At 54.2% G+C, this 26,140-nt stretch carries 15 protein-coding genes; all 15 read left to right on the top strand.

Features of this window, described 5'->3' with window-relative positions; genetic code table 11:
* Positions 1 to 220: 220 nt before the first annotated feature.
* Positions 221 to 7,483, top strand: a complete 7,263-nt coding sequence (locus BN3911_RS10220; RefSeq protein WP_074039133.1) for a type IV pilin protein — start codon at positions 221 to 223, stop codon at positions 7,481 to 7,483.
* Positions 7,484 to 7,564: 81 nt separating this feature from the next.
* Positions 7,565 to 10,840, top strand: coding sequence for a type II secretion system F family protein (locus BN3911_RS10225; RefSeq protein WP_066865065.1), 3,276 nt, complete (start codon positions 7,565 to 7,567; stop codon positions 10,838 to 10,840).
* Between the two features lie 82 nt (positions 10,841 to 10,922).
* Complete coding sequence (locus BN3911_RS10230) at positions 10,923 to 12,440, top strand: type IV pilus biogenesis protein PilM (protein ID WP_187127727.1); 1,518 nt, start codon at positions 10,923 to 10,925, stop codon at positions 12,438 to 12,440.
* Positions 12,441 to 12,456: 16 nt separating this feature from the next.
* On the top strand, positions 12,457 to 13,083 hold the full coding sequence (locus BN3911_RS10235; protein WP_066865071.1) for a hypothetical protein: 627 nt from the start codon (positions 12,457 to 12,459) through the stop codon (positions 13,081 to 13,083).
* Between the two features lie 4 nt (positions 13,084 to 13,087).
* Positions 13,088 to 14,764, top strand: a complete 1,677-nt coding sequence (locus BN3911_RS10240; RefSeq protein WP_066865074.1) for a GspE/PulE family protein — start codon at positions 13,088 to 13,090, stop codon at positions 14,762 to 14,764.
* A 451-nt stretch (positions 14,765 to 15,215) separates the two neighbouring features.
* The gene (locus BN3911_RS10250; protein ID WP_341440970.1) at positions 15,216 to 16,304 is read left to right on the top strand and encodes a type IV pilus twitching motility protein PilT; all 1,089 of its coding nucleotides are present in this window, start codon (positions 15,216 to 15,218) and stop codon (positions 16,302 to 16,304) included.
* Positions 16,305 to 16,536: 232 nt separating this feature from the next.
* On the top strand, positions 16,537 to 16,899 hold the full coding sequence (locus tag BN3911_RS10255; RefSeq protein WP_066865080.1) for an ArsR/SmtB family transcription factor: 363 nt from the start codon (positions 16,537 to 16,539) through the stop codon (positions 16,897 to 16,899).
* A gap of 48 nt (positions 16,900 to 16,947) precedes the next feature.
* Positions 16,948 to 17,169, top strand: coding sequence for a cation transporter (locus BN3911_RS10260; RefSeq protein ID WP_066865083.1), 222 nt, complete (start codon positions 16,948 to 16,950; stop codon positions 17,167 to 17,169).
* 82 nt (positions 17,170 to 17,251) lie between these two features.
* Positions 17,252 to 19,114, top strand: a complete 1,863-nt coding sequence (locus BN3911_RS10265) for a heavy metal translocating P-type ATPase (protein WP_066865086.1) — start codon at positions 17,252 to 17,254, stop codon at positions 19,112 to 19,114.
* Between the two features lie 19 nt (positions 19,115 to 19,133).
* Positions 19,134 to 19,862, top strand: a complete 729-nt coding sequence (locus BN3911_RS10270) for an ABC transporter ATP-binding protein (RefSeq protein WP_066865088.1) — start codon at positions 19,134 to 19,136, stop codon at positions 19,860 to 19,862.
* A gap of 1 nt (position 19,863) precedes the next feature.
* A complete protein-coding gene (locus BN3911_RS10275; RefSeq protein ID WP_066865091.1) occupies positions 19,864 to 20,784 on the top strand; it encodes a SufB/SufD family protein in 921 nt (306 codons plus the stop codon).
* 372 nt (positions 20,785 to 21,156) lie between these two features.
* Entirely contained in the window at positions 21,157 to 22,176 is a 1,020-nt protein-coding gene (hrcA, locus tag BN3911_RS10285; RefSeq protein ID WP_242871112.1) for a heat-inducible transcriptional repressor HrcA, read from the top strand.
* Between the two features lie 124 nt (positions 22,177 to 22,300).
* Positions 22,301 to 22,879 carry a nucleotide exchange factor GrpE gene (grpE, locus tag BN3911_RS10290; RefSeq protein WP_066865100.1) on the top strand — a complete coding sequence of 193 codons (579 nt, stop codon included), beginning with the start codon at positions 22,301 to 22,303 and terminating at the stop codon, positions 22,877 to 22,879.
* 90 nt (positions 22,880 to 22,969) lie between these two features.
* Complete coding sequence (dnaK, locus tag BN3911_RS10295) at positions 22,970 to 24,826, top strand: molecular chaperone DnaK (RefSeq protein ID WP_066865104.1); 1,857 nt, start codon at positions 22,970 to 22,972, stop codon at positions 24,824 to 24,826.
* Positions 24,827 to 24,985: 159 nt separating this feature from the next.
* Complete coding sequence (gene dnaJ / locus BN3911_RS10300) at positions 24,986 to 26,131, top strand: molecular chaperone DnaJ (RefSeq protein ID WP_066865107.1); 1,146 nt, start codon at positions 24,986 to 24,988, stop codon at positions 26,129 to 26,131.
* The last annotated feature ends 9 nt before the right edge of the window (positions 26,132 to 26,140 follow it).

Raw genomic sequence — 26,140 nt, forward strand, 5'->3', positions numbered from 1 at the left:
GGAAAACAAATCTGTGCGGCTGGACGACAATTATTTTTAACGGGCCAGCAGGAATTGCTTTATACCTGATAAAATAAAGGCGTAAAAAGAAAGCGGTAGCAACGGCACAGATTTAATCGTTGTACTTTTTTAGGTACCGTGATATACTTGTATTACTTATAATAGTACTAAGATATGATTGCAATATTATGTAAACCTTGCAGCTGAGGGATTTATAATTATGACAAGCAAAAAGCTTTACAACAAAAAAGGTTTCACCATGGTGGAACTCTTAGTTACCCTGGCGATCATGGTTGTGCTCGCCGGGGTAGCGTCTATGAGTTTGCTTGCCTATAACGATTACGCCACCTTCAAACGACAGAACGAATATGCCCAGTCCCTGTTTGTAGCGGCTCAGAACGCCCTGACCCGCTACAGCGAAAACGGAGAGCTGGAGGGAATAGAGCGGCAGATAGAAAAATACGGTTTGCCGTTGGAAAAGGAAATGCTGCGGGACGGCGCCGCCGGTCAATTCAACTATGAGGACCGGCTTTATACCATCGTCCTCAATAAGGACGGCACTGCCCTGAACAGCAACGGTTCTGAGGAGCCGAATCCAATCCTGCAAAGCATTTTTGAGCAGATTTTCGGGCCCTATGTCTATGATAAGTCCATCCTGAGCGACGCATCCGTCGCCATCGAATTCGATCCCCGCAGCGGCGTGGTTTATTCGGTGCTGTACAGCGACGTGAAGCAAGGCTTCGTCTATGGGGAGGACGAGGGCAGAGACGATGGGCATGTTTCCATCAGCTACCGGGAGGAGGAAGCCCGGCGTGGCAGAAAAGTGGGCTATTACGGCATTGTGGAGCTTTCAGACGAGACCAGCCGCACCAAGGAAAAACCGGTGATTGACTGGGTGCGCCTGGTAAATGGGGATTCTCTGTCTCTGGAGTTCAGGCTCACAGACAAATATGCAGAAAAAGCCACAGGAGCCCTGGATTACGAACTGACGGTCTATCACAGCGAAACGCAGAAGCCCATGCTTTCCTTGACGATCCGGCGGATTCCCTCTGTAACGGGAGAAGCCGGGGTACTGCTGGACTATGACAGCCTGAAGCTGAAAGCCGAGGTCACGGCCTACGACATGGCAGGAGAAAAAGCAGGCGATCCTGTGGAATACCAGTTTGCAGCCTATGTGGATGAGAATAAGGTAATCCATCTGCTGCTGGACAGCGTGGACCTTTCAGCCGAGACAGGGAAAACGCCTGCCGCGCTGAAGGATACTTATTCCTTCCGCAGGTTTGGTCTTGAGAAGAACTGGGATGACAATATTACCAGGGATATCTTTGTAAAGGTGCGTGCCAAAGGCAGCAAGTATAAAACCTCGGCCTGGAAAAGCAGCAATACGGAAAATGCCTATTTTGCTTCGGAAAAGCATGGAACGGCTAATGACACTGTTCTGTCGGCAGAGTACGGTGTCGCCAACGCCAGGCATCTGTACAACATCCGGTTTGAGGAAGAACGGAATATAACTGGAAAGCAATACGGCTTTACATATAATCTGACGGATTCCTTCGCCTGGAGCGGTGAGGGCGGTATCTTTCGGGGACTGTTGGGTTCGGAAATATTTCGCAGCGGTGCGGTGGTTCCCGAGAGCGCCGGCGAAGGAGAGAATCTGGTTTATACCGCGTTCCCCTCTATTGAGAAGCTGAAACTGGGCCATAGCTTTACATCTCCCTCACAAACCAAGACGATTTCAGGGCTTGTTCTGCAGGGCGGAACAGGCCTGGGCCTGTTTGGAACCAACGAGGGCTCAATTACAAAGGTTACGCTGGAAAACGCGCAGGTTTCCGGCAAGAATTCTGTGGGCTCTTTCTGCGGCGTCAACAAGGGCAAGGTGGAAGAGCTGACCACCATAGGGGGCAGCGTTTCCGGAAACCAGGACGTGGGCGGTATTGTGGGCAAGGATGAAACCACGGCGCAGAAGGATAACGAGGAAATTCCGCAGCGGATCTATCAGAACCTGCATAACGGCAGCGACGTTTCCGGCCACCGGTATGTGGGCGGCATCGTGGGCAGGCTGGCTGCGCCGGACGAAGGTAGAGCCTCCCTTCTGGACTGTACCAACACCGGGCTGATTTTGGCGAAAATCGGCGCGGACACGGATTTGACGCAGGCGATTAATGATCGAATTACTGATGCCGTGCAAGAAGCTGTTGATGCGGGCAAGAAGATTTCGATAACAAGTTATGATGTGAATACAAATGAATACAATATGTATTCTATGTTTCAAACTGTTAATAGGGATTTTACGGACCTCAGTCCAGATGGATATCCTCTTTTTAATTCATATGATGAAGCGGTCTTGACGCAATTACTTGCTGACACAGGTCTCTCAATTAATGGTTATTCTAGTGTGGAAGAATATTGTACGGCACACAAATGGGTACCGTGTGCTGTTAAGGATCCAAATGGAATTTTTATAAGTAATGATGCGGCAGGAAATGTGCATAACTATTCAGTTATATTGGTTTCTAGAAAAATAAGCAGTAGTGCCACAAGTGCTCAGCGAAGTGAATTTGCTTATTACAATGGAAAGTATTATTATCATACGAACACTCGAAATACTGGCGTAAAAATTGAAGAGGATTCACTTACAAACCGGGAAACCTCAATTGATTGGTATACTGATCCCACAAAAAATTGGTTTGAATATACCCCCGAAATCAGCACAGGGCAATTAAACCCTGTGGAGGGTACCACAACCTTTAAAAATGAGCCCTCCTATCTGGGCGGTATTGTGGGCTTTGCGGACGGGAAAGGGGTTTCCGGTACTGGGAAGGGCTTTACCATTGAGAATTGTGTCTCCACACCCAGTGCGGACGCGGAACAAATTCGGACATTGCTGGAGGAAGACGCGGCCTATGAGCAGGAAACGGAGCACGCAGGGGATCACCTACCTCTGCTGGGCGTATATGCGGGCGGCATCGCCGGTTATGCGGATAAAGCGGTAATCACCGGCTGTTCCACAGAGGGCGGTTATGTGGTAGGCTCCCACTATGTAGGCGGCATCCTGGGCTTTGGAGAAGAAACAGAGCTCAAGGGCGGCAGCTCAAACGCGGCCAATGCGGTGGGACGGTATTTTGTGGGCGGCGTAGTGGGCGCGAACTGCCTGCCGCAGCGGGATACAACTAAAAATGTTCTGGATGCAAACGGATTTGTGCGTGTGAGCACAAACGCCTCTACGGATACAGTGTTGGACAACTGGACCAACCGGGGCGTGGTGGTGGCCACCAAGACCTACGGCGGCGGCTTGACCGGTTACAACGCCGGCGTTGTTAAGGACTGCGGCAGCGATGTGGAGCCTTCGGGCTTTATGCAGGAGGTCTCTCAAACCTACGGCGGCAGCCAGCTGGGCGGCCTTGTGGGCTATAACTGCGGCAGCCTGACCTCGGAAAGTCTTTCCGGAATCACCGCCTATGTGGCGGGCAAGGATTATATCGGCGGCCTGATCGGCTATAACGATGCTTTGGAAAACACAGCTTTTTACGGCTATTCCTTTGCGGGCGGCTCAGTGATCGGCAGGGATTTCGTAGGCGGTATTGCGGGAGTGAACCTGAGCCCCAATCTGTACCGGCACGAGGAAGCTGCTGGTGAGAAGCCGGGTTGGGAAATGCATACGCTTTATTCGAATCCCAATCTGGTGCAGGGCCGGTATTGCGTGGGCGGTGCTGTGGGCGGAAACCTGCTGTATCAGGCGGTAGCCAACGCGAACGACCCTGTTGACGCCAGCTTCGACGCGGACAATTTCCTGGGAAAAGTGGAGGCGGACGCGTTTGCAGGCGGTTTTATCGGCCTGAATATGATGGTGAAGGCTCCAGATGACGCCAGATCGGTGACGAAGCTGATAACCGATTGCAGCTCCGCCGCTGCGGACGCTTCTGCGGAAGAAAGGCAGAAGGCGCTGGAAGAAGCTGTCGGAGAGCTGGCCTCTGTCGGTTCGAAGGAGGCGGGGAGCAGTGGAATAGAATCCTCCGGCACAGTGATGAAGATTACCGGCCAGAAGGATGGAAACAGAAGCCATCTGGGGGGAATCACCGCAAAGGTATATGTGGGCGGCATCCTGGGCTACAACGTGCAGGACACCTCTCTGGAAATTTCTTCCCTGATTAACGGGACCCCGGTCACCGCCACAGGATTTCTCATTGCGGAGGAACTTACCGGAACGGACAATCTGGATCTCTATGCGGACAATGCAAAGAAGACCTACTCCTATGCGGGCGGCATTGTGGGCAAATGCTCGGAGAGCATGAAGATAACAAACTGCTCGGCAGACGATACGGGCCGGGTCATCAGTTCAGGCACCTACACCGGGGGACTGGTGGAGGTCAACGAAGGAAGCATCAATTTGTGCAAGGCGGCGAACCTGGGCCAGCAGACGCAGAATTATGTAGGCGGCATCGTGGGCCTGAATAAGCCCCAAGGCAGCATTGTAAAGCCGGAACTGAACGGAAAGACCGTTACCGGGAAAAACATGGTTGGGGGCATTGCGGCCGACAACTATGGCACTGTAACAGGCGTTTCTGAGGATTCTGAGGGGAAAATCGAACTTCGGGGCACGGTTTACGGTTACGGAGAGAATGTGGGCGGTATTGCAGGGTATTCTCACAATCCCACCCCGGATGAGGGCACTGAGCTGAAACCGGAAGACAAAAAAGCATCGGTATCGGAGTTCGTGCTGGCGGTAAACCTTTACGGCACCGGAGTAAACGCAGGCGGCGGTATTGGCAACAATGAAGGCGAGATGAGCGATATCTCTTATGTGGAGAGCGCCGGCAACTCCTACCAAATTCAGGGCGATACCAATGTGGGCGGCATCGTGGGCCGTTACAGCTACACCATTTCCTCCGGCGGCACAGGCGAGCAGGAAGCGAAGCTCACCGGGCTGTACAATATCGCCAGGGTTACCGCCAATTACGGCTATGCCGGAGGGATTGCCGGAGTGATCGAGGGGAAAGCCCGAGTGGAAAATTGCAGCAGTACGGGTACTGTCAGCGTGCTGGGTAAAAAGAGTGCGCATATCACCGCGGCGGGCGGCATTACCGGGCATCTGCGGGAAGGCAGCATTTCCCATTGTACAGATACCGGCAGCGTGGAAGCGCTGAAGGGCGCGGCAGGCGGCATTGTTGGAATCAACAATGGAACGGTTGCGGACTGTACTGTGAAGGATTCCGGAACTCCAGGCAGCCTGAACGCGGTAACGCTGACTGTAAACGGAGGTACCCACGCAGGCGGCATTGCCGGCCAAAATACCGGCAAGATTAACGGCTGCAAAGTCGACGGCCTGAAGCTCACCACTCCCGGGGACAGAAACGGGGGATATCTGGGCGGCATTGCAGGAGAAAACGCGAAGGCGGCGCCGGATAAGGGAGCCGCAGAGTCAGAGGCGGAGGCTCCGGAAATTACCAGATTCTCCGTGCGCCTGCTCAAGGTGACTACCGGCTCTTCCAGCGTGGCCGCAGGCGGCGTGGCGGGCCTGAACGGGGAAGGGGCGAAGGTTACCGGAGCGGCGGGAACAGTCAATGTGGATACCGTGGAGCTGGGCTTCACTGCACAGGACCTGAACCATTTCGGGTACCTGGGCGGAGCTGTGGGCAAAAACCTGGGCGAGGCTGTAAATTGCAGCCTGAAGACCGTCACGGTTTTGGGTACGGCCAACGACCCTGCAAACCCGCCGAAATTCAGCCTGAGCTATGACTATGAGACTGAGGGGGCCGAAATTTACGGCTATGGCGGTCTTGTGGGCGTGAATGGAACCGCAGACAGCAGGAACCCGGTGGGCGCGGTGGTTTCGAATTGCGTGCTCAATGGGGTGAAAGTATCCGTCATCGGCGCTTCCGGCAACATTGCCTGCGCGGGCGGCGCGGCGGGCGTCAACGGCAAGACGGCGAAAATAAAGAATGTTACCCTGGCGGACGCGAGCACAGATAAAAACGCGGCGTGCTCTGTCACCGCTTCAGATATCGCCCATACCGGCGGTATGGTGGGGTACAATTACGGCCTCCTGGAGCGTATCGGAAAATCGCGGGAAGCCAAGTTCGGCGATGGCTCCACGACAGAGAGCGAGGCAGCCCGCCGGGCTTCCGGCGACGATGCGACCGTAATGACAGTAGAAACTAGCAAGGGGCATACCGGCGGGATTGTGGGCTACAACAAGTCCACGGGCCAGCTGATTGACTGTGCCACGGGGAAGAAGTGGAGCGTGAAGGCCAATAATCACAGCCAGGACAGCGGCGCGGGCGGCATCATCGGCTACAACTCCTCCTCTGCTGAAATTCTGCGTTGTGATAATTGGGCTGCTGTGACAAAAAATGTTATCGGTGACAGCGCAGCCGGTATCGCGGGCAGGAACGAGGTCGCAAACGGAAATTGGTACATGGAGGACTGCAACAACTTTGGCGCCATAGACGGAAGGAGAACCGGCGGTATCATCGGCTGTCTGAAATACAACGGCGGAACACTGTACAACTGCTCCAATTACGGTGCGGTGAAGGGCTCCTCTGACCCGAGCGGCGGTATTCTCGGTATGGTGTACAGCAATACAGCAAACGAGGTGCTGACAATTACCTCCTGCAAAAATTACGGCAGCCTGGCGGACGGCAGCAGCAGCCATGTCGGAGGCATTGTAGGACTAATCCACAGCAGATGCGTAAATTTCACGGCGGAAATTTCAGACTGTGTGAACACAGGTGTAGTGAAGGTGGGCGGAACTGCTTCTGCCGGTATTGTTGCGGGCGGAGAAAGTAAAACGCCGGCAAAGGGGTACGAAAAGACCCTGGTTATCAAAAATTGCAAAAATTATGGAATTCCTACAGGACATTCGATGACTGATCAATTCAGCGGAATTCTTTACGAAGCCGATAAAGTTAGTACCAACAATGTTCTGCTTGTGGATTGCTTCGGCGCAGCAGGTTTGACGTATCGAAACGGGGAACTGAACAGCTTGATTCAATATCCCATAGCCCCTGACGGTCTGATAGAAAAAGACACAACAAATGAATGGAACAATTATTGGTTTACCAATGCGGAACGCACGAAAAGCAGCATTCCTGGAATTACAGTTGAAAGTGGTATCTATAATAAACAAGATCTTATAAATATAGTGGATGGGGATAAGAATTCCTCCTGCGTATTCCAGGCGTCTAGCGGATCAGGCAATGAAGTGAAGATCACTCTGAACTTTGAGAAACCGATTACATTCAGCACAGCCGAGTTCTATTTAACAGGTGATCTGAGTACAAGCGAAAAAAATACACTGTTCTATGTGGTAAATCCCGGAGATACGCCTGTGGAATTTGGTGAATTTGTTGAAATTGAAGGGTCAGACGGGGAGTTTTATCGGGCAAAAGGTGCAGAAGTAACCGCATCGCAGGTGATTTTTTCCATAAAAGCGAAAAATCCTAATATGCCTTTGACCTTGTTCGAATTGGGCTTTGATGGATAGGTAGGGGAGAATGCCTTTATCAGCGGAGTTTCCGGTGACGAGGATATATCGTTCCGATACGGGGTGGGAGAAGCGCTCTATTTGGAGGAGTCCGGCAGCGGAAACACATATGATGCTTTTCGTTTCAATGGCGCAGACCCGGTGATTCAGGACCTGACCTTTGGCGGACAGGATTTTTACGGCTTTACCCATAAAGACTATGGCTTAACTTTGATTCATGACCTGTATGTGCTGGGGAAAGACAGCAACAATCCCAGGCAGAAAACTTACCTCGAAATCGACGGAAAGCTGTATGTGGGCGAAGACGATGTTCCTCAGACCCCTGAAAAACTTGCGTTATCAGATTTGGGCGGAAAGTTAGAGCTTACTTGGGACTGTGACAATCCTGCCGGTTATAAATATGAGATAGTTGTTACAAAATCTGATGAAGATGGAAAACGGCTTGACGCTGAGGCGAGAAGTTATTTTGTGTTCGATAAGCGGTTCCAGTATTCCACAGTTGGATTGGAAGGCAGGACGCTCTGGTTTAAGGTAAAGGCATATTCCCGTTCCGGAAAGCCCAGTGCCCCGGAGTTTTCAGAGGAGTTAAAGTATGAGGTTCCAGCTCAGACGCTTCCGGTGCCAGAGGTTCATTTCCTTCTGACCGGGCTTGGAGACAAGGATCAATACCGGATGGAAGTAGTGAACGCCGCTGCTTACCAGTACTGCGGAAAGGTGACAATTACTGCAAGCATCAGGCCGACGGATGGCGGCGGTACCAAAACGTATGAATTAAAGCTGGAAGACGGAAAGATGTTAGATCCGACATATGTGGCCTGTGGTTCCGGCAAAGACAATTACATGATAACCGTCCAGGCCGTTCAGGACCCGATACCGGAGGACCCCGAAAAGCAATACGGGAATTCTCCCAATTCCACAAGAGAAAGCATGATGCCCAAGATTGAAAATTACGTCAATAGCGCAAAGAATGCCTATATGGCGGCAATCAGAAACACCAATTTGGCCGGGGGGGAAGAAACGCTTGGTTTTCGGGGCGCTTCCCCGGAGGAATTGGCCTATCGTCTGGAAATGGTACAAAGTGGTAAGTATGCCACCTACTATCGCTCGGAATTTTTGGCTACAGATAACAGTTCAGATGGATTGGGCGTACCGGTAGCGTATGCTTTCAGCGACTTATCGGTTCCGGGTACAGTCGACACTTATGCCCCGGCTGTTTTGAACAACCTGCCTGCGGATCTCATGACGCAGCTGGAGAACGGCGAACAGAAGTATCAGAACGCCATGGTACGAAGCTACCCCATCTCCATGGCCAACCAGATCGTCTATACCGGCTTTGACCTAGGGAAAGAGTTTACAGTGGAAAATCTGAAGGCTCTGAAGGTCAGCAACGATGGAAAAATCGATGAAAACGGCTCCCCTCTCATTTCGGTGGCGGAGGACGGTACAAAGACCCTTGCTCCCGGCTATATCATCTTCAAGACCGGAGAGGACAGCTACACCTTGAGTTTCAACGTGTTAGTGAAGGATGCGGGAACCCAAGAGAAGAACCAGGTCCGTATTTTCCAGGAAGACCTGTCTCAGAAAAAAGCATATGCCCCGCCGGATATCACAGAACTGACATACGATCCGCAGACTGAGACCCTTTCCGCCTCCTGGACCTCCAAGCTGCAGGGAACGCAGACCACTCTGGAGACGGGCACGGCGTCCTACCGGTATACCCTGACAGGGGAGACGAAGGACGGCGCGCTGGTGGAGATCGAGTCTGGCACGCTTACAGCTCCCATTCTCTCGAATGGCGGCGCACCCTGTTCGAAGACCTGGAACAGCACAGAGACCGCCAGCTGGAACTATACCCATGTCACCCTGCGGGTGGACCGCCTGGGAACAGTAAACGGCAGCGGCGTCACACAGACCTTCGGCAGCACGGCGTCGAAGACAACCGAAACCCGTCTGCGGCTTTCCACCATCACGGCGCCTTCCGCCCAGCTGTTGGATAAGGACGGCATTCAGTATCGGGTCAGCTGGAACGGCCTGAATGATGCGGAAGAGCTGGAAGCCCTTTCCCACTATGAGCTGACGGTGAAGGCCACGATAGAAGCGGAAGACGGCACGGAGCATGCGGTGACGGCTCTTTATCGGACGAATGTAGCAGACGGCCTCAACGAGGCCGGGCCGAAAGAGCCGGTACGGGTGATCGATTTGAACAGCATTACCGGGACGGACAGCGGCGGCAGCGCTTATACCGGCTCTGTCGTGCCTCTGAGTACGGTGACCCTTTCCGTGCGGGCTATCGCCCTTGATGATGAGGATCACAAGACCTACGGCAGCGGCCTGCCGGGCGTGGAATACAGTTTTGTCCTGCCCCAGCGGCTGACTGTGCCGAATCTGAGCAAGCTCACCCTGACGCCGGACGGCTCGGAGATACTCTCTGTGTTCGACTTTGACACTGTGGGCTTCACCTTTAATTTTGATGGTACGGAGAGCCCGGATAAGGATGCCTACGGCAAATACCAAATGGCTGTTACAGCGGTTACCCATGATAATGTGGAGACGGTTCTCTTTACAACGGATTCTCCGCTGGTGATGAAGGGCAGCTATCTCAACTCCGCCAGCTGTACTCTTTCCAAATCTCAGGATCTGACGGCACAGTTTGCCGGCGGCTCTCTGAAGGTAAAGCTCCGCGCTGTGTCTGACCGGAACGTCAGCTCCCTGTGGTCGGAGGAAAAAGAGTTTAAGCTGCCTCAGGTACAGGTGGACGCTGTGGATATGGCGGCGGCTATCGGCACGAAAGAAACTGACGTTACTGCCTTTGAAGATAAGGAAGAATCCACCGTGAAAGTCAAGGTGAAGCGGGATGTCTTCACTTGGGAACAAGCGGAGTACACCGGCGGCTACAGCTTCGAACTGAACCGGATTACCGGAGACGAAGCAGCAAAAACGGATAAGGCTGAATTGACCTTAGATGAAAACAATGTGCCCTCCTTGACCTTTACCGACGCGGACGGGGTGCTTCAGCCGGACGGCAGCACCAAAGCGGAACCGAAGGAGATTATCCCAATCAAAGCGATTTCGGGGAATACGGACACCTATACCTTTACCATGAACACCAGACGGGCGGGCCTGCTGGACAGCAGCAGCCATTCGACACGCTTTGCACTGAAGCTGGATGAGATGCTGGACGTGACGGCCGACAGCTACGACTATGCTTCCGAACAGGCTATGAACCGGCTGGTCACCCTGCTGGAACCCTGTATGCTGATTCTTATGGGTTTTATGGTGGGCTTTATCATGCTGGCAATTCTGCTGCCCATCTTCGGCTCCTACAATGCCATCGAGCAGTCCGCAACCTATTATTGAGTAAAAGGTTTCCCGCCCTTTACCGGCGGCGGAATTTCTTTGCAGCCAAGGCGCAAAACACTGTGCCGGCATAGAAAGGAAAGTGAGCGTAAGTTCTATGAAAACAGTGGTGGCCTTTACGGGCAATAAGGTCAGCGTCCTGTGCGGCGACGCACGGGGCGGAAAAATCCGGGTGGAGAAGCTGATCCGGGTTTCCTTTCCCATCGGCTGCGTGATGAACGGAGTCGTCACCGATACCGAGGCCTTCTGCGAGGGCATCCGGGCGGCGTGGAAGGAAAACAGGCTGCCGAAGTCGGGGGTAATCCTCTCGGTTGACGGCAACCATGTAACGGTAAAAAAGACCCAGCTTCCCCGAGCGAACCGGAAGAGGACCGGGGAGATGCTGGCCTATGATTTTCAGGATACCAACGCAGGCGGCCCCGATTGGGTGTACGGCAGCATGGATCTGGGCCCTGCCGCCCCACAGGGAACGGCTCTCCCTTCGGCGGCGGGGGAAAAGGATAAGGCTCCGGGGGAAGAGAGGGAGCTTCTGGCTGCCACAGCGGAAAAAGCTTATGTGACGGAGCTTGCCGAGGCTTTTGCCCAGGCGGGGGTGAAGCTGGGCTCTGTGGTGGCTTCCCGGTTTTCCATGATTCGTCTGCTGCCCTATCTGGAGGAAATCAAGAGCGGAAGCTGTATTTTGGAATCCCTGGACGGGGAGGTGCTCTCCACAGTGTTGGTGGAGAACGGAAAGTATCTGAATTTCACCTCTTCCCGGGTATTCAGCGACCACGGCACACCCTCTTTCGGCGGCGAAGTGGCCCGCACGGTCAGCCAGCTGCTCCAGTTCCAGAGCATGCTCAAAAGCGAAAACCGGGCGACTGACGTGTACTGCCTTGGGTTTTCCAAGGAGGATTTCGACGTTTCCGCCGAACAGATCGGCCTGTTGGGCCTCAACACTTCCGTGCTGGGCGAAAGCCCCTCTGTGGTCATTCACGGCGGCAGTATACGGGAATGCTTTGACCATGTAGGCGCTCTGGCCCTTGGGAAGGATGAGGGCAACCTGTACCGGGAGATTGCCTCCAGTGATGAGCGCAATAAAAAGCGGGATGCCTTTCTGCTGAAGCTGCTGCCCCTGCTGTTGTTGGTTGCGGTATTTACGGTGATCAGCAGCTCGATGATCGCCGGAAACACCGCCAAGGAACGGAAGGTGGAGGAGCTGAACGCCTATCTCACCAACGCAGACAACGTGGCGAAGGAGCAGGCCTATAATGATTATCTGGCGGGTTCGGCCAAGTTCAACGCCATGCTGGCCGCCGCCACTCAGATGAAGGAGGCCATAGATTCCTATCCCCGGGCAGTCAGCGCGTTGGACAGCATCATCATCAACGCGGGCGTGGGGATTGTGGACGTATCGATCCAAAGCTTTGACGCCGCCTCGGGACAGCTCAGCTTTACTGCCACCGGCCAGGGGGCCGAGCGGCTCAACGAATTTGTGGAAGCCTTGCAGAACACCGGCATTTTCCTCAATGTGACCTATTCCGGGTACAACCTGATAGAGAGTACAGGTATCTATAATGTAAATGTGTCCTGCGTGCTGAGCGCCGCAGCAGGCCGTTAAAGGAGGGAGCAGAAGTATGTCGGTTAAGCTGACGAAGAGAGATAAAATACTGCTCTATATCATGGCCTTCGTGCTGGTGATTTTTGGTTTCCTTTGGCTGGCGGTTTTTCCTCAGATGAATAAAAGCGCGGAACTGGACGCCAGCATCAGCGATTTGGAAACCCAGAAAGCTCCCATGGAAGCTGCAATTCTGGGATTGAACGGTATGCAAGCCGCCTATGAGGAGGCAGGGCGCCAATACTGGAATTCGGTTTCTTCTTTTCATGCCTATACGGAAAATTATGAGATCGACAGGATGTTCACCAACCTGATCGTCGGCCAATATGGCCTGCGGGTGGTAAGCCTCACCATGGGAACGCCCGCTGGAGTGGCGGTGGAGCCTTATTGGAATGGGACGGACGAAAAAGAGGAAAGCACTGCAATCGACCCGGAGAATATCTCCGTGCTGACGGTGCGGGTGTCCGTTACCGCCACAGGCAGCCGGGATTTGTGCCAGCAGCTGATTGACGATCTGTACCTCAACTACCCCTCCCTGCGCATTACGGGGTATTCCTTTGTGGGGGAAGGGGAAGATAACACCATGAATCTGAATTTGGATTATTACATGAAGGCTGTGGGGGATTTCCCACAGGCGGGAGAGTGATCACATGAAAAACGTCCCCATTGGGCAGGGGCTGAAGGAATACGGCTACATCACTGACGCCCAGATTCAGCAGGCCCTGGCCTACCAGCGAGAAAACCGCGACAAGCGCCTGCGCATGGGTGAAATCTTCATCGAGCTGGGGTTCATCACCGAGCGGCAGATGCTGGAGGCTCTGGGCCAGCGGCTGTCCCTGCCGCTGGTCGACGTTGGCACCTGCAATTTCGACATTGCCGCCGTGGAGAGGATTCCAAGGCAAATGGCTGTAAACAATTCGATTACCGCCTTTGCCGTCACGGACAACAGCCTGAAGGTCATCACCAGCGACCCTATGAACCTGTACGGCATCGAAGAGGTGCGGCAGGTGGTGGGCATGAGTCTGGACATCTGTCTGGCGGAAAAGGCGCCTCTGCTGGGGGCTATCAATTACTACTATTCCGAAGTCAGCGCCAGGATGGCTGCCAGGACAGCCAACAGCACAGCAGAGGAGCAGGTTATTGAGGAGCTGAATGTGGAGGAGGGAGACGGCGACGCTCCGGTGATCAAGCTGGTGCAGAGCCTGATCATCCGTGGCTACAACACCGGCGCCAGCGATATCCACATTGAACCCTTTGAGGATAAGACGGTGGTTCGCATGCGTGTGGACGGCGCTATCGTGGACTATGTGACGCTGCAGTCCTCCATCCATCAGTCGGTGATCGCCCGTATCAAGATTATGTCCAATTTGGATATCGCGGAGAAGCGCGTCCCGCAGGACGGCCATTTCCGCACGAAAATCGATGGGGAAAATGTGAACGTCCGTGTATCGGTGATCCCCACCGTGTTCGGGGAAAAGGCGGTTATGCGTCTGCTGGCGGTGAAAAGCGTTATAGACCATCCGGATCATTTTGGCATGGACGACGACGCCTACCGGCGCTTTATGCCCATGCTGGATTCTCCCAACGGCATCATCTACATCACGGGTCCCACGGGCAGCGGCAAATCCACCACCCTGTATCTGGTGCTGGAGGCCCTGTCGGGCAGAAGTGTAAATATTTCCACCATCGAGGATCCTGTGGAAAAAAATGTGGCGAGGGTCAACCAGATGCAGGTGAACAATCAGGCGGGGGTTACCTTTGACGTGGGGCTGCGCGCCCTGCTGCGGCAGGATCCGGATATCATCATGGTGGGCGAGACCCGGGATTCGGAGACGGCGTCTATTTCGGTGCGCGCCGCCATCACAGGACACCTGGTGCTCTCCACTCTGCATACCAACGACGCGGTTTCAGCGGTGATCCGCCTGCGGGATATGGGAGTGGAACCCTATCTGCTGGCGAGTTCCCTGGTGGGGCTTGTGGCCCAGCGGCTGATGCGCAAGGTCTGTCCCCATTGCGGGCAGGCAGTAGAGCCCTCTGCGGAGGAACGGCGGTTTCTTGGGGGCGAGGTAGGGCAGATCATGGTACCCCGCGGCTGTCCGGCCTGCAACAACACGGGCTATTCGGGCCGGATTGCCATTCATGAGATTGCAGTGGTGGACCGCGGCATGCGTGACTTGATCTCCCGCGGCGCCTCTCTCAGTGAACTGACCGAATACGTGGTGCAGGGCCAGCACATGAAAACCCTGAAGGAAAGCGGCGCCGAGCTGGTGCGCGCTGGATTGACCACCATGGAGGAACTGGTGAAGGTGGCATACCACACGATATAAGGAATCAAAAGAAGCCCTGCGCCGCGAAGTGGCGCTCTTTTCCTACGGAAAAGCACCGGGCTTCTTTCGGTCTCAATGAAATTTTGCATTTTGAAACGAGTTGGCGCGCCGGTTCAGGAATCAAAAGAAGCCCTGCGCCGCGAAGTGGCGCTCTTTTCCTACGGAAAAGCACCGGGCTTCTTTCGGTCTCAATGAAATTTTGCATTTTGAAACGAGTTGGCGCGCCGGTTTAGGAATCAAAAGAAGCCCTGCGCCGCGAGGCGTCGCTCTTTTCCTGTGGAAAAGCACCGGGCTTCTTTCGGTCTCAATGAAATTTTGCATTTTGAAACGAGTTGGCGCGCCGGTTCAGGAATCAAAAGAAGCCCTGCGCCGCGAAGCGTCGCTCTTTTCCTGCGGAAAAGCACCGGGCTTCTTTTGCTCTGAGTGAAAGTTTACGGGAAGCTTCCATGGGATGGGCTGGAAGCTGCTGATACAGGGGGAAAGCTTTATGGCTGAAATGGAAAAATTGATCTTTACTGCACGGGCGATGGGTGCTTCTGATATCCATATTTCCCAGGGGCTGCCGCTGATTATGCGGGTGAACGGCATCTTGACGAAGCCGCCGATGCAATTCTCCGAAGCGGAGACTGAGCAGCTGATTCTCAGCTGTGTGCCTGCTCAGCAGCGGGAGCGGCTCTCTCAGGGTCTGGATGCGGATTTTGCCATTCAGACCAGCGACGGCAACCGGCAGAGGGTGAACGTTTTTTCCCAGCAGGGGAAACTGGCCGCCACGATCCGGCTGCTGAACAATACGATTCCCTCTCTGGAGGAACTGAAGCTTCCCGCGGTGCTTCGGAGCCTGGCCATGGAACCCCGGGGACTGATCCTAGTCACCGGCCCCACAGGCAGCGGCAAGTCCACCACCCTGGCGGCAGTGATCGATTTCATCAATTCCAACCGGGCGGAACATATCATTACGGTGGAGGATCCCATTGAATATGTGTACGAGAGGAAGCTTTCCCTGATCCACCAGCGGGAGGTGGGGGTAGACGTGGTTTCTTTTGCCTCTGCACTGCGTTCCGCCCTCCGTGAGGATCCGGATGTGATTCTGGTGGGCGAGATGCGGGATTACGACACGATCTCCGCAGCGGTGACGGCTGCTGAAACCGGCCATCTGGTGCTTTCCACCTTGCACACCACCGGCGCTGCCCAGACCATCGACCGAATTATCGACGTTTGCCCTCCGGAGAGCCAGGGGCAGATTCGCACCCAATTGGCGGGCATGCTGCGGGGCGTCATCACCCAGTGTCTGATTCCCACGTTGGATGGCATGGGCCGCGTAGCGGCCACCGAAGTGCTGATCGGTTCCGACGCGGCGCTGAACCTGATTCGGGAGAATAAGTGCTACCAGATGAATACGGTAATGCAGTCCGGCGCGGCTCTGGGAATGCACACCCTAAACGCGGATTTGACCCGTCTGGTGAACCAGAGAGTGATTTCCCGGGAAAATGCAGTCAAGTATTCCAATGATAAGCGGGAGCTGCAAAACTTCTTTATGTGAGACGATCGGAAATACGAGGAATCCTGCCGAAGGGCCTGCTGAAGGCCATCGGCAGGGTTCTTTTTTTGTGACGCTTAAGGAATGATAAACAAAGCCCAGCGCTTACTTGACTGGATAGACGGACACAGGACGCGGGAATTAAAAAAAATAATTGCCGGAAGATACTTGACAAAAGAGAAAAGAATGCCTATTATATAAATGAACAAATGCTCATATGAAAGGATGTTTGAAAATGCCGGAGCCAAAGAATGCGCCTGAATGTGAGTTTCTGTATGTCCATGAGGAAATCGTGCAGCAGGTCAATCAGGTGATGCCTCAGGAAGAAACGCTGTTCGACCTGGCGGAACTCTTCAAGGTGTTTGGGGATTCTACACGCATCAAAATTCTTTACGTGCTTTTTGAAGCGGAAATGTGTGTGTGCGATATCGCTCAGCTGTTGGGAATGACCCAGTCGGCCATTTCTCACCAATTGCAGGTGCTCAAAAAGAGTAAGCTGGTGAAATACCGCAGGGACGGCAAGACCGTATTTTATTCTCTGGCCGACGACCATGTCAGATCCATTCTTGACCAGGGGATGGAGCATGTTGCGGAATAAGAGGTTTCTATCCGCTGTCCGTGCAATATATATTAAGGAGGATTTACAATGAAGAAGAGTTACAAATTAATTGATCTGGACTGTGCCAACTGTGCCGCCAAAATGGAGAATGCCATCAAGAAGATTGATGGCGTCAACGACGCTTCGGTAAGCTTTATGAGCCAGCGTCTCACTGTGGATGCGGACGACGGCCGCTTTGAAGAGATCATGAAGCAGGTCGTAAAGACCTGTAAGAAGGTGGAGCCGGACTGTACCGTCCAGCTTTCATAAACAGAGTTTTGTGATGGATGCTGCTGAGGCTGATTTCGTTTTTAGAGAATAAAATCTTTGCACAGAAAAGGATTGAGAACTCATGACCAGAAAACAAAAGAAAATGCTCGTCCGGATTTTTGCCAGCGCTGTTCTGCTGATTGCGGCAGTGCTGATCCCTTATGAAGGGGCTCTGCGGTTTCTTCTGTTTTTGCCCGCCTATTTCGTCATCGGCTGGGATGTGCTGTGGCGTGCGGCGAAAAATATCATTCACGGCCAAGTGTTCGACGAAAATTTTCTGATGGCGCTGGCTACGGTAGGAGCCTTCTGTACCGGCTTTTTCGGCAAGGGGGAATATCCCGAAGCCGTATTCGTCATGCTGTTCTACCAGGTGGGAGAGCTGTTTCAGAGCTATGCGGTGGGAAAATCCCGGAAATCCATCTCTGCTTTGATGGATATCCGTCCGGATTATGCCAATGTGGAAAGGGACGGCAGCCTTTGCCGGGTAGACCCGGAAGAGGTGCAGGTGGGCGATGTTATTGTGATCAAGCCCGGGGAAAAGGCACCGCTGGACGGCGTGGTGCTGGAGGGCAGATCCTCGCTCAATACCTCGGCGCTTACCGGCGAATCTCTGCCGCGTGAGGTGGAACCCGGCGACGATGTGATCAGCGGTTGTATCAATCTGAATGGTTTGATCCGGGTACAGGTGACAAAGGTCTTCGGAGAATCCACGGTGGCGAAAATTTTGGACCTGGTGGAAAATTCCAGCAGCAAAAAAGCAAAAGCGGAGAATTTTATCACCAAATTTGCGCGGTATTATACGCCCATCGTGGTGGTCAGCGCGGTACTGCTGGCTGTGGCGCCTCCGCTGTTCACTGGCGGAAATTGGGCTGAATGGATCGAACGTGCGTTGATTTTTCTGGTGGTATCCTGCCCATGCGCATTGGTTATCTCCGTGCCGCTCAGCTTCTTTGGAGGCATCGGTGGGGCCTCCCGGGACGGAATTCTGGTTAAGGGCGGAAATTTCCTGGAAATCCTTTCCGATACGGAAATTGTGGTGTTCGATAAAACCGGCACTCTCACCAAGGGCGTATTCAATGTGACTGCCATCCATCCAGACCGATATTCCGAGGGGGAATTGCTGGAACTGGCGGCGCTGGCGGAAAGCTATTCCGACCATCCCATCTCCCGTTCTCTGAAGGACGCCTACGGCATGGAGATCGACGCAGCCCGGGTATCCGATGTGGAGGAACTCTCCGGAAGGGGTGTCAAAGCGCAGGTAGACGGCAGGCTGGTGTGTGCCGGTAATGATAAGCTGATGGAGGAAATCGGCGTGATCTGGCACCCCTGCCACAGGGTGGGCACAACGGTGCATGTGGCTGTAAACGGCGAGTACGCCGGACATATCGTCATCTCCGACGAGCTGAAGCCGGATGCGGCGGAAGCTGTTGCCTCCCTGAAGCGGGCAGGCGTGCGGAAAACCGTGATGCTGACAGGCGACGCCAAAGCCGTGGGAGAGAGCGTGGCAAAGGAGCTGGGCATTGACGAGGTACATGCGGGACTATTGCCTGGGGATAAGGTGGACCGGGTCGAAGCGCTGCTCCGGGAGAAATCCGAGAGAGGCAAGCTGGCCTTTGTGGGCGACGGCATCAACGACGCCCCAGTGCTCTCCCGGGCGGATATCGGCATCGCCATGGGCGCGCTGGGCTCCGACGCGGCTATAGAGGCGGCGGATATCGTGCTGATGGACGACAAACCCTCTAAATTGGCCGAGGCTATGAAGATTTCCAAGCGAACCCTGCGCATTGTGCGGCAGAATATTGTGTTCGCTTTGGCGGTTAAGGCGGCAGTTCTGGTTTTGAGTGCTTTCGGTTTGTCCAACATGTGGGAGGCGGTGTTTGCCGACGTGGGCGTTTCCGTGCTCGCCATTCTAAATGCTTCCAGGGCACTGAAAAAGGGAAAGTGAGAAAGAGAGGGGAATGGGTATGCTTTGCTTAGAGCATATCAGTTGGAATACGCCGGAGGGGACTCCGGTACTGCGGGATGTTTCATTGGAAATTCCTGACGGAAAGCTGGTGGTTATTACCGGCCCCAATGGGGGCGGTAAGACCACCCTTGCCAAGATCGTGGCGGGGATCGAGACGCCCCTTACAGGAAGAATTCTATTGGACGGAGAAGAGATCACGGCGCTGGATGTGACACAGCGGGCCAGAAAAGGCCTGAGCTTTGCCTTTCAGCAGCCGGTGCGGTTTAAGGGAATGACGGTGCGCCAGCTGGTAGAACTGGCCGCAGGGGAACGAGGGCTTACAGAAGCAAAGCTCTGTGATATTCTCAGCCGCGTTGGATTATGCGCCAGGGAATACGTGGACCGTGAGGTCAACTCCACGCTTTCCGGCGGGGAGATCAAGCGCATAGAAATCGCCACAGTGCTTGCCCGGCATACGCGGCTTTCTGTTTTTGACGAGCCGGAGGCGGGCATTGACCTGTGGAGCTTTGCCAGTCTCATCGATGTTTTTCAGAAGTTGCGGGGGACGCTGAGCGGTTCTCTGGTGATCATCTCCCATCAGGAACGCATCCTGCAGATTGCTGATGAGATAGTGTTGGTGTCTAACGGAGGGGTGACGGAAAAGGGACCTGCGCCGGAGCTGCTGCCGAGACTTTTGCAAAATCAGGTCCTATGCGAAGCCTGTCCGAATCAGAAGGAGGCGGATTGAGATGAAAAGCGTGACAGAGCAGCTTTTGAAACTGATGTCAAACTGGATGGGTTCTTTTTCCGGTGCTTATAATGTCCGGGAGGACGGTGCGTGCGTTGGGCGGCAGTCTACCGACAATATCAAAATCGAGTCAAAGCTGGACGGGAAGCCCGGCCTTGATATTCATATTCTGTCCGGCGCTAAAGGAGAGACGGTTTCCATCCCCGCCTGCGTCACCCATGGGGATGTAGATGATCTGGTATACAATGATTTTTATGTGGGAGAAGGAGCGGAAGTCACTATTGTGGCCGGATGCGGCGTACACACAGAGAATGGCGAGCCTGCCCGGCACAACGGAATCCACCGGTTTTTCCTTTCCAAAAACGCCAAGGTAAAATATGTGGAGAAGCACGTGGGGACCGGCAGCGGCCAGGGGATCCGCTCCATCGATCCGGTCACTGAGGCCGTCCTGGACGAGGGGGCTGTACTGGAAATGGATACCTCCCAGATCGGCGGGGTGGACCGCACTGACAGACGTACCAGGGCAAAACTTGCCGCAGGGGCCAAGCTGCTGATCCGGGAGCGTCTGCTCACGGAAAAGGAGCAACAGGCAAAAACTGAGTTTGAAGTGGAGATGAATGGGGAGGGGGCGGCCACAGACCTGGTCTCGCGTTCCGTTGCGAGGGGAAACTCCCATCAGGCCTACCGTTCCCGGATCGTCGGAAACGCACCCTGTTCCGGCCATTCAGAATGTGACGCGCTGATCGCCGACCATGGCGCTGTGGACGCGGCTCCCGAGCTTACAGCCAACCACGGGGATGCCGCGCTGATTCACGAAGCTGCTATCGGTAAAATCGCCGGGGAGCAGATCCTGAAGCTGCGGACGCTGGGGCTCACCGAGGAAGAAGCGGAAGCGAAGATCGTGGAAGGGTTTTTGAGCTGATGGAATTTATGCGCTTTGTGGGCATGCAGTTTGCAAGGCCCTCTGGGGCGGCCGGGGAGCCGGCCGCTTTTCTGATGTCTGTGAGGAACCGCAGGCAGTACAGTAGTGTGGAGCGGGCATTTTCAGGAAATTGTAGTGGAAACCTGGTCAGGCCCGGTTCCCGCCCCTGCGACTGTGAGTTCTCGCTGCGGGAGACTTTTCAGCGGAAAACCGGCAGTTCCGGCTTCATCAGCCGGGATTGCCGGTTTTCCATTCACAAACAATTTACAAATATATCATTGACTTTTGCTGACCAAGGTGATAAATTAATAACATGATTTAGCACTCTAAGCCACAGAGTGCTAAAGAGTAAAAGAGGTGAAAGGGATGGAGATGACGCCGCGTAAAGAAAAGATCTTATCCTCTGTGGTTACAGGATATGTGAAGAGCGGGGAGCCCGTAGGCTCTAAGGCAATTGCAGACGAAATCGGCGTCTCTTCCGCGACGGTGCGCAATGAAATGGCGGATCTGATCGAACTGGGTCTTTTGGAACAGCCCCACACCTCAGCAGGCAGAATTCCCTCCCGGAAGGGATACCGGGAATACGTGGATCATTTGATGAAGGTACCCCAGCTGCGGGAAGAAGAAAAACGGTATCTCGATTCCTTGCTTCTGGGCAGCGCATACGATCCGGAACGGCTTTTGGCCTGTGTCTCTCAAGTGCTAGCCTCGGTGACAAAGTTCGCGGCGGCCGCTACTTCGCCCAGCGGGCGTACGGCCCAGGTAAAGGCGGTGCAGTTTGTGCAGACCAGCAGACGCACGGCTATGCTTATCCTGATGAGCTCTGCGGGTACCATGAAGAATCGGGTGTTTCACTGTGACTTTGATTTGACCAGCGAAATTCTCCGGGTGTTCTTCCGGGTGTTCAACGAAAAGGTGACGGGGAGAGATGTGGCGGATATTACTCCCGCATTCCTGCAGTCCATGGGCGCCTCCCTGGGAGAGCTCTCCATATTGGTGGGATCGCCTTTGATGGCGCTGCTGGAGGTTGCCCGGGATACCATGCAGACCGAGGTGTACCAGAGCGGCCAGATGAATCTGTTGTTCTATCCGGAGCTGGAACAGGGCGGAGTTCGCAGAATCATGAATTTTTTGGAGCAGAAAAGGGATTTGGTGGAGCTGTTGACCCAAAGGCCGGGCCGGGTGACGGTGCTCATCGGTGAAGAGAGCGGACAGCCGGAACTGCGCAGTTCCTCGGTGGTGGTTTCCCGCTACGGTATTGGAACGCAGGATGCCGGCGCTTTGGCCGTACTGGGGCCCATCCGGATGGATTACGGGAAAATAGTGGCGGTGCTCCGATATCTGACCCAGCAGGTGGAACAGATGCTCACTGTGCTGATGCGGGAGGAATAAAACGCCGTCTGCTGAAAGAAACTGGGAACTAAAGAGCCGGGCGTTAAAAGCCCGGATTGCTTTCCGAACAGGATAAAAATCCAAAATTTCGCGAGATCGCGGGAGAAAGGAATGACCAGGGAACATGGAGAACGAACAGGAAAAGAAGCAGCCGGAAACGCAGGCTTCTGAGATGGAGGCTGGGGAGCAGGAAACTGTGCAGCCCCAGGAAAACACAGGGAAAGAAAAGAAGAAAAAGAAGGAAAAAGCCTCTGAAGAAAAGGAGGCGCTCAGCCGGCTCCAGTTGGAGTTCGAAGAGCACAAGCAGCAGCATCTGCGGGTACTCGCTGAGTATGATAATTTCCGTAAACGGACCCAGAATGAAAAAAGCGCTATCTACCACAATGCTGTGTCCGATACGGTGCAGGCGCTCCTTCCAATTGCAGATAATATCGAACGGGCTTTGGAGCAGGAAAATGCTTCGGCGGAGGATATGCGCAAGGGCGTGGAGATGATTGAAAACCAGATTCAAGCTGCTTTTGAAAAACTGGGCATCCGGTCGATCGGCGCCATAGGCGATCCCTTTGATCCGGAGGTGCACAATGCAGTGGCCCACGTTGAGGATGAAAGTCTGGGGGAAAATGTTATTTCCGCCGTTTACCAGAAAGGGTATCTGCTGGGGGACCGGGTGGTCCGCCACGCTATGGTTCAGGTAGCCAACTGACCGGCCGGCTGATTGCCGGAGGCAGGTTTTCTATAGATAGAGCAAGTTTTAAAAAATTCCAAACACTCAGATAAAGGAAGGTAGTTTATCATGTCAAAGACTATTGGTATCGATTTGGGCACAACCAATTCCTGTGTTGCAGTCATTGAGGGCGGTGAACCCGTCGTCATCGCCAATGCCGAGGGCGCCCGCACCACGCCTTCTGTGGTGGCTTTTTCCAAAACCGGCGAACGCATGGTGGGGCAAGTGGCAAAGCGTCAGGCCATCACCAACCCCGACCGTACGGTTGCTTCTATTAAGAGAGAAATGGGCTCCAATTACAAGGTGACCATTGACGATAAAAGTTATACTCCTCAGGAGATTTCCGCGATGATACTGCAGAAGCTGAAGGCGGACGCGGAAGCATATCTGGGCGAGACTGTTACCAGCGCGGTGATCACCGTACCTGCTTACTTTACGGATGCACAGCGTCAGGCAACCAAGGATGCCGGTAAAATTGCCGGTCTGGATGTGAAGCGTATCATCAACGAGCCTACCGCTGCGGCCCTTTCCTATGGTGTAGATAAGGACAACGATCAGAAGGTCATGGTGTATGACCTGGGCGGCGGTACTTTTGACGTGTCCATCATTGAGATGGGTGACGGCGTACAGGAAGTTCTGGCTACGGCGGGCAACAACCGTCTGGGTGGCGATGATTTTGACCAGCGCGTCATCGATTGGATCGTACAGAGCTTCAGGGTGGAGAGCGGTATTGACCTTTCCGGCGACAAGATGGCGATGCAGCGTATCAAGGAAGCTGCGGAGAAAGCAAAAATCGAGCTTTCCGGCATGACCAGCGCGGCCATTAATCTTCCGTTTATCACGGCGGATGCCACCGGTCCGAAGCATTTGGACATGACGCTCAGCCGCGCCAAATTCAATGAACTGACCGCGGACCTGGTGGAAAAGACGATGGGCCCTGTGCGTCAGGCGCTGCAGGACTCCGGCCTGTCTATCAATGAAATCAGCAAGGTTCTGCTGGTGGGCGGCTCTTCCAGGATTCCCGCTGTTCAGGATGCTGTCAAGAACTTCATCGGTAAGGATCCCTTCAAGGGCATCAACCCTGACGAATGCGTGGCCATCGGCGCAGCCATTCAGGCCGGCGTTCTGGGCGGCGAAGTACAGGGCCTGCTGTTGCTGGATGTCACGCCCCTTTCCCTGGGTGTGGAAACTATGGGCGGTGTTATGACCAAGATCATCGAACGCAACACCACTATTCCTACCAAGAAGAGCCAGGTTTTCTCAACTGCAGCCGACGGACAGACGCAGGTTGAGGTCAACGTCCTGCAGGGTGAACGTGAATTTGCCCGGGACAACAAGCAGCTTGGCCTCTTTAAGCTGGATGGAATCGCTCCCGCTCCCCGCGGTATCCCTCAGATTGAGGTGACCTTTGATATCGATGCCAATGGTATTGTAAATGTATCCGCCAAGGATCTGGGCACCGGCAGAGAGCAGCATATCACCATCTCTTCCAGCTCCAATATGAGCAAAGAAGATATTGATCAGGCTGTGAAAGCGGCTGAGCAGTATGCCGAAGAGGATAAAAAGCGCCGCGAGGAAGTGGACACCAAGAATAATGCTGAAAATCTCTGCTATACCGCAGAGAAACTCATCAAAGACAGCGGCGATAAGCTGCAGGAGGCCGACAAGAACGAGATCAACACCAAGGTGGCCGCTTTGAGGGAGACCATGCAAAACGGCTCTGTGGAGGCTATTAAGACAGGGACAGAAGAGCTGCAGAAGGCGGTGTACGCTGTCAGCGAGAAGCTTTATCAGGCCGCCAATCCCAACGACGGCAATCCCGGCGGTCCTCAGCCTCCCTATGACGGCGGCGCGAACCCGGGCAATCCCGGTGCTCCTGGCACCGATGGGAATGTCTATGATGCCGACTACAAGGACGTGGAGTAAGCCTAAAACCTGAAATTTAGAATAAGGTTAGATGCAGGGGCACATTGCTGCCCCTGCGTTTTGGGTAAAAAGAAAGAACCTGCGCAGTCCGGCGAATAGGAGTCTGGCCTGCCGGTTTGACATTGGATACAGCGTCTCGCTGTTTGGGAGTGATTGAGTTTGGCGGATAAAAGGGATTATTATGAGGTGTTGGGGGTTTCGAAAGGGGCGTCCGACGATGAAATCAAAAAGGCCTACAGGAAGCTGGCAAAGCAGTACCACCCGGACTTGAACCCTGGAAACCAGGAAGCGGAGGCCAAGTTTAAAGAGGTTAACGAGGCCTACGAGGTGCTTTCCGACAGCGATAAGCGGGCTCGTTACGACCAGTTTGGTCATGCGGGTGTGGACCCGAACTTTGGCGGCGGCGCCGGAGGAGGGAATCCGTTCCAGGGTGCGGGTTTTGACTTTACAGATATTTTCGACAGCTTTTTCGGGGGATTTGGAGGCGGTTCACGCCGGGCGAATCCCAATGCGCCCCGCAGGGGCAGCGACACTCAGGCAAATCTGGTAATCTCTTTTGAAGAGGCTGCCAAGGGCTGCCAAAAGAGCGTTACCTATCACCAGATTGAAACTTGCGCGGATTGTCACGGAACCGGAGCGGCGGCGGGTACTTCTCCGAAAAGCTGCCCCAATTGCGGCGGCACGGGCCAGGTGCGCATCAGCCAGCGCACCCCCTTTGGCGTGGTGCAGTCCACCCAGACCTGCGACCGGTGCAACGGCTCCGGCAAGCTCATTGAGACGCCCTGCAAGACCTGTGACGGCAAGGGCAGGGTACGCCGTCAGAAGACCGTGGAGGTGACGGTGCCTGCAGGTATCGATGACGAGCAGATTCTCAATGTAGGCGGTAAGGGCAACGCCGGTGCGAACGGCGGGCCTAACGGCGATCTTCACATCTATGTTTCGGTAAGGCCCCATCCCATATTTGAGCGCAGGGGCAACGACGTCTGGTGCGAGATGCCCATCACCTTTACACAGGCCGCCTTGGGCGCAGATGTGGTGGTTCCCACGTTGGACGGCAAGGTGAGCTATCATGTGCACGAAGGGACCCAACCCGGCGATGTCTTCAAACTCAAGGGCAAGGGCATTCAGAGCCTGCACGGCAGAAGCAGGGGAGACCAGTTTGTCCAGGTGACGGTTGAGGTTCCCAAAAACCTGAATAAGCGGCAAAAAGAGCTGCTTTCCGAATTGGATTCCGCCAGTGATGACAAAAACTATCAAAAGCGCAAAAGCTTCTTTTCCAAATTGAAGGATTTGTTTGAAGACTGATCGGCAGAA

The organism is Neglectibacter timonensis, assembly GCF_900048895.1.
In the GTDB taxonomy this organism is placed as follows: domain Bacteria; phylum Bacillota; class Clostridia; order Oscillospirales; family Acutalibacteraceae; genus Acutalibacter; species Acutalibacter timonensis.

Excerpts from the sequence above, each read along its gene's own strand:
- hrcA (WP_242871112.1), top strand. The coding sequence starts at position 21,157 with ATGACGCCGCGTAAAGAAAAGATCTTATCCTCTGTGGTTACAGGATAT.
- BN3911_RS10250 (WP_341440970.1), top strand. The coding sequence starts at position 15,216 with ATGGGCTGGAAGCTGCTGATACAGGGGGAAAGCTTTATGGCTGAAATG.
- BN3911_RS10235 (WP_066865071.1), top strand. The coding sequence starts at position 12,457 with ATGTCGGTTAAGCTGACGAAGAGAGATAAAATACTGCTCTATATCATG.
- grpE (WP_066865100.1), top strand. The coding sequence starts at position 22,301 with ATGGAGAACGAACAGGAAAAGAAGCAGCCGGAAACGCAGGCTTCTGAG.
- dnaK (WP_066865104.1), top strand. The coding sequence starts at position 22,970 with ATGTCAAAGACTATTGGTATCGATTTGGGCACAACCAATTCCTGTGTT.
- BN3911_RS10260 (WP_066865083.1), top strand. The coding sequence starts at position 16,948 with ATGAAGAAGAGTTACAAATTAATTGATCTGGACTGTGCCAACTGTGCC.
- BN3911_RS10220 (WP_074039133.1), top strand. The coding sequence starts at position 221 with ATGACAAGCAAAAAGCTTTACAACAAAAAAGGTTTCACCATGGTGGAA.
- BN3911_RS10255 (WP_066865080.1), top strand. The coding sequence starts at position 16,537 with ATGCCGGAGCCAAAGAATGCGCCTGAATGTGAGTTTCTGTATGTCCAT.
- BN3911_RS10265 (WP_066865086.1), top strand. The coding sequence starts at position 17,252 with ATGACCAGAAAACAAAAGAAAATGCTCGTCCGGATTTTTGCCAGCGCT.
- BN3911_RS10270 (WP_066865088.1), top strand. The coding sequence starts at position 19,134 with ATGCTTTGCTTAGAGCATATCAGTTGGAATACGCCGGAGGGGACTCCG.
- BN3911_RS10275 (WP_066865091.1), top strand. The coding sequence starts at position 19,864 with ATGAAAAGCGTGACAGAGCAGCTTTTGAAACTGATGTCAAACTGGATG.
- BN3911_RS10240 (WP_066865074.1), top strand. The coding sequence starts at position 13,088 with ATGAAAAACGTCCCCATTGGGCAGGGGCTGAAGGAATACGGCTACATC.